Genomic DNA, 14,233 nt, shown 5'->3' with positions numbered 1-14,233 from the left:
ACGATGAATCCGGTATTGACGGCGAGGGAGATGAGCCTGGCGGATCGGGCGGCCATCGAGGAGCTGCGCACCGGTGAGACTCGGCTGATGGAGCTTGCCGGGCGCGAAACCGTTAGGATGATCGCCGAGCGGTTCGAGAGCGGGCGGAGTCTCGACGGGCTTTCAGTGCTCGTCGTCTGCGGCAAGGGCAACAACGGCGGCGACGGCTTCGTCGTGGCGCGGCATCTGCTGAACAAAGGGGCGCAGGTCGATGTGCTGCTCGTCTGGCCGGAGGATGACCTCGCCGGAGTAAACCTCGAAGGACTGCACATCCTCAAGGCGTACCGGCGCTACAACGAGGGACTCAGAATTTTTGCCGGCATCGACGAGGCTCGCACGGCTGTTGGAGCAACCGAATACCAGGTCGTCGTGGACGCCATTTTCGGTACCGGCCTCAGGATCGATCCTGACGATCCGCAACTCCCGGAACCGGCAAAATCGGCCATCGAACTCATCAACTTTATCAACGCCCAATCCGAAGCCGTTACGGTAGCAGTCGATCTTCCCTCTGGACTCGACGCAACGAACGGACGCAGCGCCAATCCCTGCGTCAAGGCGGACATGACCGTCACGATGGCCTTCCTCAAAACCGGCTTTTTCCAGAATGCCGGACCGTCGCTCTGCGGCGAAATTCAAACTGCTGAAATTTCGATTCCGGAGTTCCTCGTCGAACCGACCTCCTGCCTGCTGGTAGATGAAACCTTCGCGGCAGAGAGCTACCTTCTGCGCGACCCGTCGAGCGCCAAGCACTTGAACGGCAAGGTGCTGCTCGTTACCGGCTCGGCGGACGGCGGCGGCTCGATGCTCGGCGCGGCTCTGCTCGCCGCTCGCGCGGCCGTCAAGACCGGCGCAGGCTACGTCTGCTGCTCGCTGCCGGACGGCCAGGCATCGGTGATGCACAGCTTCGCCCCTGAAGTAGTAGTGATCGGGCGAGATATGGTTTCCATTATCGAAAAAGCCAAATGGGCCGACGCCATCGTCATCGGCTGCGGCCTGGGGCGCAGCGAAGAAGCGCAGGAACTGCTCGAAACACTGCTCTGCACGCCTGAGATCGCTGGCAAAAAGCTGGTGCTTGATGCCGACGCACTCTACGCAATCGCCGAGCGCAATCTGTTCGACAGGGTAACCGACCTCGAAGACGCCGTGCTGACGCCACACGCGGGCGAATGCAGCCGATTGTCCGGCCTGTCGGTCGAGGACATCATGGTCTCACCGATCGACACAGCCCGGATGCTCGCCGAGGAGTGGAACGCCAACCTGCTCCTCAAGGGCACGCCAACCTTCGTCGCCTCACCATCAGGCATGGTGCTCATCTCGAACAGCGGCACCGAAGCGCTCGCCTCGGCAGGCACCGGCGACGTGCTTTCCGGCATGATCGGCGCTCTTGCCGCCAAGGGCCTCGACACCCACGAAGCCGCAGCCGCAGCCGCCTGGCTGCACGGCAGAGCCGGAGATCTCGCATCGAACGTTTCAAGCCTTGTATCATCAGTGGATGTGCTGCAAGCTATCCCCCAGGCTGTACTGGAGCTGTTCGAAAGCGAGGAGTAACGGAGCAAAAGTAAAAGCAAAAAGAGAGCACTGTCGCTCCCTTTTTGCTTTATTCCTTCACCGACAAAATCTGCAAACGCTCACTGCCCGGCGTTATTCTTCAAAAAGCGCTTGATATTCCTCGCAGCCTGACGGATTCGCTCTTCGTTCTCGATCATCGCCACGCGGACGTATTCGTCACCGTAGGTGCCGAAGCCGATACCGGGACTGACCGCAACCTTGCCTTCGATGAGCAGCTTTTTACTGAATTCGAGGCTACCCATAGCACGCATCTGTTCGGGAATTCTCGCCCAGACGAACATCGAGGCCTTCGGGGAAACAATATCCCAGCCTGCGTTGGCGAAGCTTGAAATGAGTACGTCACGCCGCTTGCGATACACCTCGCTGATCTCGCGGACGCAGCTCTGGTCGCCAGTGAGCGCGATGGTCGAGGCGACCTGGATCGGCGTGAAGGTGCCGTAGTCGAGCCAACTCTTGATCTTTTCGAGCGCACCGACAAGCTTGGCGTTGCCGACCATGAAGCCCATGCGCCAGCCGGCCATGTTGTAGGTCTTCGAAAGCGTGTAGCTTTCGACCGCCACATCTTTCGCTCCTGGCACCTGAAGAATGGAGGGAGTCACATAGCCGTCGAAGGTAATTTCGGCATAGGCGATGTCGCTGATGATGTAAAATCGCTCGCGACGCGCTAGATCGACCAGGCGCTCGTAGAATGGCAGCTCGACGGTGGCCGTGGTCGGATTGTTCGGAAAGTTGACCACGAGGTACTTCGGCTTGGGCGACGATTCACGAAGCGCGGTTTCGAGGTTGTGGAAAAAGGCCTCCTCGTCGAGCGTGTAGTCCTCGTTCATCTCCAGCTTCATGCGATGCACGTTGCCACCAGCGAGAATGAACGCCTGCGAGTGAATCGGATAGCACGGATCGGGCACGATGGCCAGATCGCCGGGGTTGGTGATCGCCTGGACGAGGTGGACATACCCCTCTTTGGAACCCATCGTCACCACGACCTCACGGTCGAGATCGAGATCGACGTTGTACTTGTCGCGATACCAGCCGCCGATAGCGCCGCGCAACTTGTAAATACCTTTCGAAACTGAATAGCCATGCGTCTTGGGCTTGCCAACGCTCTCGACAAGCTTGTCGATAATGTGCTGGGGTGTCGGTCCGTCAGGATTGCCCATCGAAAAATCGATGACATCCTCCCCTGCCCGGCGCTCGGCCATCTTCAGCTCGTTAACGGCGGCAAACACATATTTGGGAAGTCTCTTGATCTTGTCAAATTCTATCTCGTCGAACATGGTTCCTGTTTTCGGAATATCGTTGAAGCAGCTGCGCTAAATTTTTGTTAAAACAAATTTAATCATAAACAAAAAGCCGTTGATCTCCATAGGGGAACTTCCAAAAAACCGACTGTTTGTCGTCCGGAAGTTGCCGGCTTATCTGTTTTTTACAACTGCGACGTGCAATTCGGGCACCGCACAGCTTTGAGGGGAATGGTCGAGAAGCAAAACGGACACTCTTTGGCCTGAGGTGCGGCGGCTGGAGCGGCTGATTTTTCAGTCATGCGTCGAAGCCGGTTGATCGACCGCATCACGAGAAACACTGCAAAGGCCATAATCAGGAAGCCGATAAGCGCATTGACGAACAGACCGTAATTGAGCGTCACTGCCCCGGCGCTTTTGGCGTTAGCCAAAGCGATGTAGGGCCCCGGTTGAGAGCCATCCTTCAGGACGACAAAAAGATTTGAAAAATCGACCCCTTTCAGAAGAAGGCCGAGCGGCGGCATCAAGAGATCGTTTACCAGCGAATTGACCAATGCGCCGAAGGCTCCGCCGATGATGATGCCAACAGCCATATCAACCACATTGCCCTTGAGGGCAAATTCTCTGAACTCTTTTAGCATAGTCGTCGTTGTTTGTCTTTTATGGGATTGTACATGTCACACTGATACGACGTTCAGGAAAGGCTAAGAAAATAAACCCCCTTAATTGGACATTAGTGTATTTTTTGTTACAATAAAAGCTCTTGTCCTTGTAGAACCCACACGAATTCATCCAAAAACAGCAGGCACTCCCGAAACCTTGACGTAGAATTTTACGTATCACCGCAGCCAAACGGCTCACCGGCGCCTGAAACGTCAGGCCGTTTCCAAGATACCATAACATCAGCAGTCATCAATCGATGGAGCATACTATCCGTACAGATTCATTGAAGCGGCAGCTCGAACAGACAACAGGCAACAACTATGCTTGCTGCTATCAGTGTGGCAAATGCACCGCGGGATGTCCCGCCGGGGGCTTCATGGACAACCCTCCGGCGAGGATCATGCGCCTCGTGCAAGCCGGCTACGTCGAAAATGCCATGCGCAGCGATTCGCTCTGGTACTGCATCGGCTGCATGACCTGCACGGCCCGCTGCCCGCAGAACATGGAGATCGCCGGTACGATGGATGCCGTCCGCGAGATGGCGCTCAAGAGCGGCATTGTTTCATCCGACAAGGCAAAAAACTGGTTACGGCCTTCCACACGTCATTCCTCAACACGGTGCGCAAGAGCGGAAGATTGCAGGAGCTGGCGCTGGTCAACAGCTACAAGCTGCGCACCCGCACTTTCCTGCAGGACGCTGGCGCAGGCCTCAAAATGATGAAGCAGGGCAAGATCAATCCCGTGACCGCCTTTACCTCGAAGGAGACCGTCGAGCACAAGGAGCAGATCGAAAAGATTTTCAAAATTGCTGAACAGGAAAGCCACACGACTGCGCCAAAACGCAAACCCGTCAAGCGCACCTTCAAGGCGGACGAACCGGTCAGGATCACCTCCGGCATGACCATCGGCTACTACCCCGGCTGCTCGCTCTCCGGCACGGCGAAGGATTACGACATCTCGATTCGCAAGATGTGCGACCGGCTCGGCATCCGGCTCCACGAAATCGAGGACTGGAACTGCTGCGGCGCAAGTTCGGCCCACGCCACCAACCACAAACTCTCCGTGCTGCTTCCGGCGCGGAACCAGGCGCTCGCTGACCAGCAGGGCCTCGACTACGTGCTTGCCCCCTGCGCCGCCTGCCTGAACCGCCAGGTAACCGCCCGCAAAGCGCTCATGGAGTCCGCGGAGCTGCGCGAAGAACTGAAGAGCGCAATGGGGCGCGAGACCGAACTCAAGTCTCGCTTCATCGGCGTCATGCAACTGCTCGAAGGCATGGGCGCTGAAGAGATCAAGAAGCGGGTCACCCATCCGCTCAAGGAGCTGCCTCTCGCCTGCTACTACGGCTGCCTGCTGGTGCGTCCGTTCGACGCGATGGGCTACGACGACCCCGAAAATCCGACCAAGATGGAGGAGATCGTCGAAGCGATTGGCGCCAAACCGGTGGATTGGGCCTACAAGGTCGAGTGCTGCGGCGCGGGTCTGACGATGGCTCAACAAGAGATGATCGAGGACCTGACCCACAAAATCGCCAAAAACGCCACCGTCAACGGCGCTGGCGCGTTCGTGGTGGCCTGTCCGCTCTGCCACACCAACCTCGACATGCGTCAGGAAGGAATGCGCAAACGGTACAACGACATCGGCGAAATGCCGGTGTACTACATTTCCGATCTGGTCGCGATGGCTTGCGGCGCGAGTCCTGAAGAGGTCGCACTCGACAAACACTTCGTTCCGGCGACCGGTATGCTCAGAAACCTTTAATCTGGTCGCGGTGTATGAGAAAAAAGACGTTTGAATCGTACATTGAAAGTTTTAATCAGGTAGTTCGTCTGCCCGGCTCCGGCAACATCCCGTCACCCGGCGGGTCATTGACCTGATTGTCCAAAACCATTTTCAGCATACTGTTTTTCAAGACATGTATCTGAAACAAAAGGGAATCGGGCAAGAAAGGAATCTCAACACGCAAAGCTTGAAACTCACTGCTGAAAACAGCAGTATTCGGGACTGATTGTCCCCATAGTCTGGTGGCATGCGGCGCTTTTCGCTCCGGTGCCGGAAACAATATCAACTCAGGGCTTCAGGATGGCTAAAATAGGAGTCTTCGTCTGTCACTGCGGTGAAAATATCGCCTCGAAGGTCGATACGGGCAACCTTGTCAAGGCATTGTCCGACCATCCCGGCGTGGAAATCTGCAACGAGTATAAATATTTCTGTTCCGATCCAGGGCAGGAAACGGTCAAACGCGCGATCAGAGAGAACAACCTGACTGGCGTCGTGGTGGCGGCCTGCTCGCCGAGGATGCACGAAACGACCTTCCGCAAGGCGTGCGCCGAGGCGGGGCTCAATCCGTACATGCTCGAACTGGCCAACATCCGCGAGCAGTGCTCATGGGTGCATTCGGACAAGGATCAGGCCACCGAAAAAGCCATCGAGATCACCCGCTCGCTGGTCGAAAAGGTCAAACGCAACAACGAGCTGAAACCGATCTCCGTGCCGGTCACGCGCCGCGCTCTGGTCATCGGCGGCGGCATCGCGGGTATCCAGGCGGCGCTCGACATCGCCGGAGCCGGACGCGAGGTCATTCTCGTCGAGCGCGAGCCGTCCATCGGCGGGCACATGTCGCAGCTCTCCGAAACCTTCCCGACGCTCGACTGCTCGCAGTGTATTTTGACGCCGCGCATGGTTGAAGCGATACAGCATCCAAACATCAAGGTGCTGACGTATTCGGAGGTCGAAGAGGTTGACGGCTACATCGGCAACTTCAAGGTGAAGGTGCGCAAGAAGACGCGCTACGTCGATATGGACAAGTGCACCGGCTGCGGCGACTGCATCCAGAAGTGCCCGGTCAAGAAGATTCCGAGCGAATTCGAATGCGGCATCGGCAACCGCACGGCGATCTACACGCCATTCGCGCAGGCGGTGCCGAACGTACCGGTGATCGACAAGAACCGCTGCACCTACTTCAAGAACGGCAAGTGCAAAATCTGCCAGAAGACCTGCCAGATCGAGAACTGCATCGATTTCGAGATGCAGGACACCTTTGAGGAGTTCGAGATCGGCGCAATCGTAGTGGCCACCGGCTTCCAGATTCAGGACACCAGCGTTTATGGCGAGTACGGTTACGGCAAGTACAAAGACGTGATTACCGGCCTGAGCTTCGAGCGCCTCGCTTCGGCCAGCGGCCCGACCGGCGGCGTCATCAAGCGCCCCTCGGACGGCAAGGTGCCCGACACGATTGTGTTCATCCAGTGCGCCGGTTCGCGCGACCCGTCAAAGGGCGTCAAATACTGCTCCAAGATTTGCTGCATGTACACGGCCAAACACGCCATGCTCTACGCGCACAAACATCACGGCAGCAACAGCAAGATATTCTACATGGATATTCGCGCCGCGGGCAAGGGGTATGACGAGTTCACCCGCCGCGCCATCGAGGAGGATGAGGCCGAGTACCTGCGTGGCCGCGTCAGCAAGGTGTTCGAGGAGAACGGCAAGCTCATTGTACGTGGCGTCGATACGTTGCTCGGCAAGCCGGTCGAGGTAGCCGCCGACATGGTGGTGCTCGCCACAGCCATCGTGCCCCAGCCGGACGCGAAGGAGTTCGCCAAACGCATTGGCATCGGCTACGACGAGTACGGCTTCTACAACGAAGCGCACCTGAAGCTGCGCCCGGTCGAAACCGCCACCGCCGGCATCTACCTCTGCGGAGCGTGCCAGTCGCCCAAGGATATTCCCGACTCGGTCGCGCAGGCTTCAGCGGCGGCGGCCAAGGTACTCGGCCTGTTCAGCCGCGAGCAGCTCGAACGCGAGCCGGTAGTGGCTGCAGTCGGCGAATCAACCTGCGCCGGATGCTGGGGCTGCGTTTATGCCTGCCCGTACAACGCCATTGAGCAGAAAGAGATCAGGGACAGAAACGGAAACCTTGTCAAAGAGGTCGCCAGCGTCAATCCAGGCCTCTGCCAGGGATGCGGCACCTGCGTAACCTTCTGCCGATCGAACAGTATCGATCTGGCAGGATTCACTGAAAAGCAGATCTTCGCCGAAGTGATGGCTCTCTGAGCACCGTGACAGCAACTGAAACCAAACAAGCGACCGATTCAGCCGATGAGCGAACCATTTGAACCGAAAATCGTGGCTTTTGTCTGCACCTACTGCACCTACGCCGGTGCCGACCTCGCGGGCACGAGCCGTCTGAAATACGCGCCGAACGTCAGAATCGTGCGTCTGCCCTGCACGGGACGCATCAGCCCGATGTTCATCCTCAAAGCTTTGCAGAAAGGAGCCGATTCTGTGCTGGTGAGCGGTTGCCATCCCGGTGACTGCCACTTCACCGCGGGCAACTACCACGCCCGCCGCCGCTGGACGGTCTTCCGCGCCCTGCTCGCCTTCACCGGCATTCCGGAAGAGCGCATCCGCTTCTCGTGGATCAGCGCCGCCGAGGGGGCCAAGTTCGCCGAACTCATCAACGAGATCACCGACAACACCCGCAAGCTCGGCCCGTTCACGCAGTACCAGGAGCTGCAGAAAGTCATCGAAACCCAGTCTTCGTACTAATCAATGGGAATACAGGAACAATACAGAAGTGAAGCCGCCGCGTTGCTCTCGTCTGGCGAGGTGAAGCTGGTCATCGGCTTCGGCGCAGGTTCGACCGCCGACCGCCGCCGTCCACTCTTCGCCCGCACGCCCGAAGAGGCCGAGAAGTTCGTGCTCGACGCGGCCTGCATCGCCAACCTCTCGACTTATCTGGTCGCCGAAGGCTTGCTTTCGGACGGCAAGAAAGTCGGGGTTTTCCTCAAACCGGACGGCATCCGCAGCGTCAATATTCTCATCTCCGAAGCCCAGCTCAAGCCGGAGCAGGTGGTGATTCTCGGTTACGCCATCGAGAACGGCAAGGATGTCGTACCACTCGAAGGACGAAACATTTCGGATTTCAGCATTGGCGAAAAAATCCGAAACCACACGCCACCGCCACACGTCATCGAAGCCGCCGAAAAAATCGAAGCGATGAGCGCGGAAGAGCGTTTCGAGTACTGGAAAGAGGAGTTCTCGAAGTGCATCAAGTGCTACGCCTGCCGCCAGGTCTGCCCGATGTGCTACTGCCGCCGCTGCATCGTGGACGTCAACCAGCCGCAGTGGATCAGCACCTCGTCGCACACCCTCGGCAACTTCGAATGGAACCTCGTCCGCGCCTTCCACCTGGCCGGACGCTGCGCAGCCTGTGGCGCGTGCGACCGCGCCTGCCCGGTGAACATCCCGCTCCGGCTCGTCAACTACCGCATGGGCAAGGAGGTGCGCAGCGCCTTCGATTACGTCGCTGGCGAAAACAGCGACCAGAAACCGGTGCTCGCGAGCTTCAAGCAGGACGACCCCGAGACCTTCATTCTTTAAGCATCCGGACAAGCATGACCAGAATACTTCCCAAGAATAAACTCGACGACTGCCTTGGCGCGTGGCAAAAAGCCGGATTCAGCGTGCTCGCGCCCGTGAAGCGCCACGAAATGAGCACCTTCGGCGAGGTTCAGAAAGCCAGCGACATGGTCCTCGACCTCGTGCTGACCGAGCGCACCATCAAGGATCAGTTTTTCCCGCAGACCGAGCCGCTCATCAAGTACAAGATCAGCAAGCAGCAGATCGACAGCGAAACCATGACGCCGCCCGAACAGAAGCGAGTCTTCTTCGGCGTCCGCCCATGCGACGCTTCGGGCCTCGCCATTGACGACCCACTTTTCGGATGGGACTACAAGGACGACTACTGGTTCAAACGCCGCAACAACTCGGTGATCGTCACCATCGCCTGCTCGCAGGCCGACGACTTCTGCATGTGCACCTCGGTGAAGCTCTCGCCCGACAGCACCAAAGGCGCAGACGTGATGCTCCGCCCGCTCTCGGACGGCAGCGGCTGGCAGGTCGAGGCGATGACCGACCGGGGCACGGCGCTTCTCGACACCATTTCGTCGCTCTTGCAGGAGAGTTCCGCTGAAGCGGCACCCCTGCCGCAGGTCGCAGAAAAGTTCGATCTCGAAAAGGTGATGGCGTGGCTCGGCGACAAGGAGAACTTCGAAAGCCAGTTCTGGAAAGACATCGCCCTGCGCTGCGTCGGCTGCGGAAGCTGCACCTTCCTCTGCCCCACCTGCCACTGCTTCGACATCCAGGACGAGGGCGACACCTATCAGGGCATCCGTCGCAAAAACTGGGACAGTTGCTCCTTCCCGCTCTTCACGATGCACACCTCCGGCCACAATCCGAGAAACACGCAATCGACCCGGTGGCGACAGCGCATCATGCACAAGTTCAGCTACTACCGCGGCAAGTTCGGCGTCAACAGTTGCACCGGCTGTGGCCGCTGCACCCGCCAGTGCCCGGTGGACATGGGTATTACCGAAACTCTGCAAGCGATTACAAATTTACCGAGGTGACACAAGACCGATACCATACCCACGACATGATCTACAGCCCGTTTCCGATGCGGGTTGTGTCGAAGCGTCAGGAAGCCCCCGGCGTCAACACGCTCAGGCTTGAATTCGTCAAAGAGGAGGATCACGAGTTCTTCAAGGCTAATTACCGAACCGGTATGTTCGGCCTCTACGGCGTCTTCGGCGAGGGCGAAAGCACCTTCTGCGTCGCCAGCCCGGAGACCCGCAAGGAGTACATCGAATGTACCTTCCGGCAGTCAGGGCGCGTCACTTCGACGCTCGCCAACACCGACGCAGGCGACATCGTGACCTTCCGCGGCCCGTACGGCAACCGCTTTCCGATCGAAGGCTTTGAAGGCAAAAACCTGCTCTTCATCGCAGGCGGCATTGCCCTTCCCCCGACGCGCAGCGTCATCTGGTCGTGCCTCGACCAGCGGGAAAAGTACAAGGACGTGACGATTGTCTATGGCGCGAGAACCGTGGCCGACCTCGTCTATAAGAACGAGCTCGACGAATGGAAACAGCGCGACGACGTGCGTCTCGTGCTCACGGTCGATCCCGGAGGCGAAACCCCGGACTGGCAGGATCACGTCGGCTTCGTGCCGACGGTGCTGGAGCAAGCCGCCCCGTCACCGGAGAACACCATTGCCGTGCTCTGTGGGCCGCCGATCATGATCAAGTTCACGCTCGCAGCGCTCGAAAAACTCGGGTTCACGGCAGAAAACGTTTACACCACGCTTGAAAACCGCATGAAATGCGGCGTAGGCAAATGCGGCCGCTGCAACGTCGGCTCAGTATACATCTGCAAAGAGGGTCCGGTCTTCACCGCCGCCGAAGTGCAGGCCATGCCACAAGCGGATCTTTAAAGAATTTGAAAAATGGACAAAAAGGGGGCGGAAACGCTCCCTTTTTTTATGCAAATCATTTCTGATTCTTCATGATTTCCCGCTCCACGCTGACGTTCTTATATTCCGGCACCAAATCACAAACTGAACACTTCTGAAACGCGCATGAAACTTATCGTCGGCCTTGGCAACCCGGAACTTCGGCATGCGGCAACGAGGCATAATATCGGCTTCGACGTCATCGACCATCTTGCGGGAAGCTCGCCGTTTTCGTCGGGCAAGGGCAATTTCCGGTTCACGAAAATCGCCGCGCCCGGCGGGCCGCTGATTCTTGTCAAGCCGATGACCTACATGAACCTGTCGGGTCATGCCGTCGTGGCGGCGATGAATTTCTGGAAAATCCAGCGGGAGGACTTACTGGTGATTTGCGACGATGTGAACATTCCGCTGGGTACCATACGGATTCGGGCGAAAGGTTCGGCGGGCGGACAGAACGGACTGAAGCACATCATCCAGAGCCTCGGCAGCGAGGAGTTCGCGCGGCTGCGCGTCGGGGTTGGCGGAGAAAACATGCCCGCCTCACTCTCGTCGTTTGTGCTGTCGAAATTTACAGCTGAAGAGCGCAAATGCATCGACAAGGTGATGCCGGTGTGCGCCAACGCAGTGCTCGACTTCGCCTCGCTGGGCGTCGAACATGCAATGACAAAATATAACGGGCAGGTCTGTTAAACAGCGGCGAGTTGAGGCATGGTGTCAACACTTTCGGGCAGAGACTGCAAGCTGACGTTACAGAGGAATTTGATCGCGCGTGAATTGAACTCCTGGGGCTGGTCAATGTTGCAAACATGCCCCGAATTGCTGATGACCTGAAGGTAGGAATTGGTGTGGCGGTTGACAATATACTCGACCGCCGGCAAGAACATGTAATCCTCGTCGCCCATGAGATAGAGCGTCGGAATGCCGGTATCCTTCTCTTCAAAATATTTGAGCAGCGGATTGAGTTCGTAGGTGAGCGTGAACCAGCGCATGAACTCCTTCTGCGCAACCTTCTTGGCTTCGTTCACGAACATGATGCGGGACTTGCGGTGGCGGGCTTTTGGCATGATAATCCACGCGAAGAAACTGTAGAGCCACATGTAAGGCACCAGGCTTTTGAAAAAATTGCCGACAGCCACCAGAACCTTGGCCCGCACATTGAGGCGGATGATCGCGCCCCCCATCACCATCGACGCCACCCGCTCCGGGGACAGCTCGCCGAGATTTCTGATGATGATGGTGCCAAGAGAGATACCGATGAAATGCGCCTGCTGGATTTGCAGGGCGTCGAGCACCTCGATGATGTCGCGCGTGATCACCTCGAAGTTGTAATGCCGCACCTCTTTGGACGTGGTGATATGCTTGGAGCGACCGTGGCCGCGAAGATCGACCAGAAGGACGTTGAAGTGTTTGACGAACTCCTTGATCTGCAAAAACCAGATGGAGGAGCTTCCTCCGGCACCATGCACGAACACCACCCACGGAGCATCTTCGGCAATCACATGTGTTTTGTAGTGTAGCATGGCAAGGTTACAGATAAGGAACAGTAATGAGGGAACAACCGGAAAAAAAGATCAGAGACACTAAAATCCGTCCTGAATATACAACAAATAAAAAGAAGAAACCCGTAAGGCCCGTAAAAGTTCAACCATGCTTCCTGAACACCCGAACGCACTCGAAAAGCGCCACTCCGGCAGCCACCGCCACGTTCAGTGAATGCTTCACGCCATATTGCGGAATCTCGATCACACCGTCGCAGTGGCTGAGCAGCGCGTCGCCAATACCCTCGACCTCGTTGCCCACGATCAGCGCCAGCGGAAAATCGTCCGCCGTCAGCGAACTGTAGCTTCGGCTGTTCTCGGCGATTTCAAGTCCGAAAATCTTTTTACCCTCCCCTTTCAGTACCGTGATGGCCTCGACCGGATCAGCGAAGTGTCGCCACGGAACCGTCTCCTGCGCGCCGAGCGCGGTCTTGTCGATCTCCTTGCGGGGCGGCGTGGCCGTGTAACCGGTGATGACGATCTCCTCGATGCCCGCCGCGTCGGCTGTCCGGAACATGGCGCCGACGTTCCACATGCTGCGGATGTTGTGTAGCATGAGCGTCACCGGATGACGGTCGGTTGCACCATAGGTCTCAGGCGTCAGCCGCCCCATCTCTTCACCCGCCAACTGCCTGAAACTTGCCATCTCAGAGATTTTTCAGCAGCTCCAGCAAGCGGTCATTCTCCTCCTTGATACCGACGTTGAAGCGGAGGCAGTTCTCCATGAGCGGGTAGCTCGATACGTTCCGAACCAGCACTCCAGCCTCTTTCAGCTTTCTGAACACCTCGGATGCGTTAGCGACGCGGATGATGAGGAAGTTGGTGTCGCTCTCGAAGGTATAGACGCCAGGAATTCCTGCCAACTCCGCCTCGATGCGCGCTCGCTCGCCGAGGATGTACTTCACGGCGTCGGTCACGAGGGAATAGTTTTGGAGCACCTCTAGCAGGGTGATTTCGGCCAGTCGGCTGGAGGCGAAGGGAATCTTCGGTTTGGAGATTTCAGCCAGCAGCTCCGGATTGGCAATCGCGAAGCCGATACGCATTCCGGCGAGCGCAAGCGCTTTGGACATGGTACGTAGCACAATCAGGTTCGGGTAACGGCCGATCAGGTCAAGCGCTGACTGCTCCCGTGAGAACTCGACGTAAGCTTCGTCAACCAGCACGATGGCGTCGGCAGCATCGACAATGCGTTCGATCTGGCTGTGCGTCAGCGACTTGCTGGTCGGATTGTTCGGCGTGGAGAGTACGATAAAATCAACCTTCTCGCGCCTGGCGGCTTCGATAATCGCATCGACGTCAAAGGAGAGATCGTCATGCATCAGCACCTCGACAACCTCGGCCTGCTGGAGACGCGCCAGCTTGTCGTAGAGCGAAAACGAAGGCTCGGGAATGAGCACCTTGCGACCAGCGCCGAGGCAAGCCATGAAGATGGTGTAGAGCATCTCGTTCGAGCCATTGCTCATGATCACCGACTCCGGCGACACGCCAAGAAACGACGCATAGGCCGCCATACCACGGTAAGGCAGAATATCGGGATAGCGGTTCCAGGGCTCCAGGCGGAACTGGTCGAGAATTTTGTCCTTGAGCCACGAGGGCAGATCGAAGGGGTTCTCGTTCTGGTTCAGCTTGACCTCAGCCTCCTGGCCACCCTCGACCTTATAAGTCTCGATATGCTCCAGAGCGGGATTGAGTATGGCCCTGAGATCTCTTTTCATGGTGATTGATTTTCCGGTTTTCGACGTCAAATAAAATGTGTGCCGTCAGAACATCGAGCGCGGCACCATCCAAGAAACGATTTTTTGCATTTTTCGTGAAAAAAACTGGACAGGGGATTTTTTTCACTACATTAAAAAAGGACTAAAATTATCCTTTTTATCTAAACGAACAAGGAGCTA

The 14,233-nt window shown here is 57.4% G+C and carries 12 protein-coding genes and 1 pseudogene; 8 read left to right on the top strand and 5 right to left on the bottom strand.

Going from position 1 to position 14,233, the window contains the following annotated elements; all coding sequences use genetic code 11:
* Positions 1-3 precede the first annotated feature (3 nt).
* Complete coding sequence (locus NY406_RS03705) at positions 4-1,587, top strand: NAD(P)H-hydrate dehydratase (protein ID WP_260633394.1); 1,584 nt, start codon at positions 4-6, stop codon at positions 1,585-1,587.
* An 80-nt stretch (positions 1,588-1,667) separates the two neighbouring features.
* Here NY406_RS03705 and NY406_RS03700 read toward each other — a convergent pair whose 3' ends face one another.
* Together NY406_RS03700 and mscL are read right to left on the bottom strand one after the other, a co-directional pair.
* Positions 1,668-2,882 (bottom strand): LL-diaminopimelate aminotransferase, encoded by a 1,215-nt coding sequence (locus NY406_RS03700; protein WP_260633393.1) that lies wholly within the window; start codon positions 2,880-2,882, stop codon positions 1,668-1,670.
* Between the two features lie 149 nt (positions 2,883-3,031).
* Positions 3,032-3,487, bottom strand: a complete 456-nt coding sequence (gene mscL, locus NY406_RS03695; RefSeq protein WP_260633392.1) for a large-conductance mechanosensitive channel protein MscL — start codon at positions 3,485-3,487, stop codon at positions 3,032-3,034.
* Between the two features lie 278 nt (positions 3,488-3,765).
* On the opposite strand from mscL, the pseudogene NY406_RS03690 reads away from it, so the two are divergent.
* The 7 genes and pseudogenes from NY406_RS03690 to pth all read left to right on the top strand — a co-directional run bounded on the left by NY406_RS03690 (position 3,766) and on the right by pth (position 11,490).
* A pseudogene (locus NY406_RS03690) lies at positions 3,766-5,267 on the top strand (heterodisulfide reductase-related iron-sulfur binding cluster).
* A 321-nt stretch (positions 5,268-5,588) separates the two neighbouring features.
* On the top strand, positions 5,589-7,562 hold the full coding sequence (locus NY406_RS03685; RefSeq protein ID WP_260633391.1) for a CoB--CoM heterodisulfide reductase iron-sulfur subunit A family protein: 1,974 nt from the start codon (positions 5,589-5,591) through the stop codon (positions 7,560-7,562).
* 45 nt (positions 7,563-7,607) lie between these two features.
* Entirely contained in the window at positions 7,608-8,057 is a 450-nt protein-coding gene (locus NY406_RS03680; protein WP_260633390.1) for a hydrogenase iron-sulfur subunit, read from the top strand.
* A gap of 3 nt (positions 8,058-8,060) precedes the next feature.
* A complete protein-coding gene (locus tag NY406_RS03675; RefSeq protein ID WP_260633389.1) occupies positions 8,061-8,891 on the top strand; it encodes a 4Fe-4S dicluster domain-containing protein in 831 nt (276 codons plus the stop codon).
* Positions 8,892-8,905: 14 nt separating this feature from the next.
* Complete coding sequence (locus NY406_RS03670) at positions 8,906-9,919, top strand: 4Fe-4S dicluster domain-containing protein (RefSeq protein ID WP_260633388.1); 1,014 nt, start codon at positions 8,906-8,908, stop codon at positions 9,917-9,919.
* A 26-nt stretch (positions 9,920-9,945) separates the two neighbouring features.
* Positions 9,946-10,782: an FAD/NAD(P)-binding protein gene (locus tag NY406_RS03665; protein WP_260633738.1), complete on the top strand. Its 837-nt coding sequence runs from the start codon at positions 9,946-9,948 to the stop codon at positions 10,780-10,782.
* A 144-nt stretch (positions 10,783-10,926) separates the two neighbouring features.
* Complete coding sequence (gene pth / locus NY406_RS03660; RefSeq protein ID WP_260633387.1) at positions 10,927-11,490, top strand: aminoacyl-tRNA hydrolase; 564 nt, start codon at positions 10,927-10,929, stop codon at positions 11,488-11,490.
* On the opposite strand, the gene NY406_RS03655 is transcribed toward pth, so the two are convergent.
* The 3 genes from NY406_RS03655 to hisC form a co-directional block, all read right to left on the bottom strand.
* Entirely contained in the window at positions 11,487-12,320 is an 834-nt protein-coding gene (locus NY406_RS03655) for an alpha/beta fold hydrolase (protein WP_260633386.1), read from the bottom strand. The genes pth and NY406_RS03655 overlap by 4 nt on opposite strands.
* Positions 12,321-12,441: 121 nt before the next feature.
* On the bottom strand, positions 12,442-12,984 hold the full coding sequence (locus tag NY406_RS03650; protein ID WP_260633385.1) for an RNA methyltransferase: 543 nt from the start codon (positions 12,982-12,984) through the stop codon (positions 12,442-12,444).
* A gap of 1 nt (position 12,985) precedes the next feature.
* The gene (gene hisC / locus NY406_RS03645) at positions 12,986-14,053 is read right to left on the bottom strand and encodes a histidinol-phosphate transaminase (RefSeq protein WP_260633384.1); all 1,068 of its coding nucleotides are present in this window, start codon (positions 14,051-14,053) and stop codon (positions 12,986-12,988) included.
* Positions 14,054-14,233 lie beyond the last annotated feature (180 nt).

Origin of the sequence: Chlorobaculum sp. MV4-Y (genome assembly GCF_025244685.1) — a bacterium.
Lineage (GTDB): Bacteria > Bacteroidota > Chlorobiia > Chlorobiales > Chlorobiaceae > Chlorobaculum.
The sequence above is the reverse complement of the archived record's forward strand: the minus strand, read 5'-3'. Positions and strand labels throughout refer to the sequence as shown.